Below are 1,548 nucleotides of genomic sequence, written 5' to 3'. Positions count from 1 at the left end.
ATGATGTCCTCCGGATTCTTTTCCCCGCCAACCGACAGCAGACTCACCTTCGAGCCGACCACCGACCACCAGAACAGCTCCCACACCGACACGTCGAACGTGAAGGCGGTTTTCTGCAAAATCGTATCTCCCGCCCTCAAGCCGTACCGATCATGCATCCACAAAATCCGGTTGATCACCGAATGGTGCTCGACCATAACGCCCTTCGGTTTTCCGGTCGAACCGGAGGTGTAGATCACATAGGCTACATTCCGCGGTCCTGCCAACGGTTCCAAATCCGAGCCGTCTTCATGGTAAATTTCTCCGCTATCCAGCACCAGCACTTTGCCGTCAAAGCTCAGCGTCGCTTGCTCTACCAAACGCGATTGCGTCAACACCAGCTTCGCTTCCGAGTCCTCCAGCATGAAACGGATACGGTCTGCAGGATAGTCCGGATCAATCGGCACATATGCGCCACCCGCTTTAAGAATCGCATAGATGCCCACGATCATTTCCAGCGAGCGTTGTACCAGAATGCCCACAGGCTGATCCGGTCCAACTCCTTCCGCACGCAGCGTCCGCGCCAGACGATTCGCCCGCTCGTTCAATTCATGGTAAGTCAACGTCTCCGATTCAAACAGCACCGCCACCTGATCTGGAGTTTGCTCTACCTGTTCCTCGAACAACGCACTTAACGTCTTATTCTGCGGATAAGCTGCCGCCGTATCTCCCCAAACCTGAATAATCTGCGCTTGTTCTTCCGGTGTCACCAATTCCAGTTCATTCACACGGATATGCGGATTGTTCACGATTTGCTGAATCACATGCAATACATGTCCTTGCATACGCTCCACGGTAGCCCGATCGTACACATTGGCGTTATATCTGAACATGATGCGGAAGATTTCATCTGGCATCACAATCAAGTCCAGATCATAATTCGTTTGCTCGACAACCTCTACATTCGTAATTTCAAAAGCAGACGGACGAACTTCACCAAGCTGCTCTACCTGCTGTTCTACCGGATAGTTTTCAAATACCATAATATGGTTAATTAAATTCTGCTTCTGCTCCGTCAGCGCCTGAATTTCATACAATGGGAAGCTGTCGTATGCTCCCGAAGCCAGTGCCTGCTCCTGCGTTTTCCGCATGATTTCTACAAAAGTGGCATTCCGTTCACTTTGAATCCGAACCGGTATTGTATTAATGAACAAACCGATCATATGTTCTACACCAGCAATATCCGTCGGACGTCCGGATACGACACTACCGAAAATAACATCCTCATTGTTGTTATATTTCTGCAAAATGAGGCCCCACACGCTCTGCATCAACGTATTAATCGTTACCTGCTGCTGCTTCGCAATCCGGTACATCGCTTCGCTCCAAGTGCTATTCAGCTCTATCGTTACTTTTTCAGAAATATATTCGCTGGTTTCACTAGCTGTAGTGGATGGAGCATTTTCCCTGCTGTCCACGGCTTGATCTTTCAATGAAGCATCCGAGCCAGGTAACAAAGTCTGCTGTTCAAAGCCCGCCAAATAGCTGCTCCAATACTCTTTTGCCGCA

Annotated in this window: 1 protein-coding gene; it reads right to left on the bottom strand. The window is 49.6% G+C overall.

Translation table 11 applies throughout. From position 1 onward, the window contains the following. Positions 1–1,548, bottom strand: a 1,548-nt coding sequence (locus E0698_RS26200; protein ID WP_192513424.1) for a non-ribosomal peptide synthetase, incomplete at both ends; no start/stop codon positions are given.

The sequence above is a fragment of the Paenibacillus sp. 23TSA30-6 genome (genome assembly GCF_014858585.1).
Classification (GTDB): domain Bacteria; phylum Bacillota; class Bacilli; order Paenibacillales; family Paenibacillaceae; genus Paenibacillus.
Note: the sequence above shows the minus strand (reverse complement) of the source record. Positions and strands in the feature narration are given on the sequence as shown.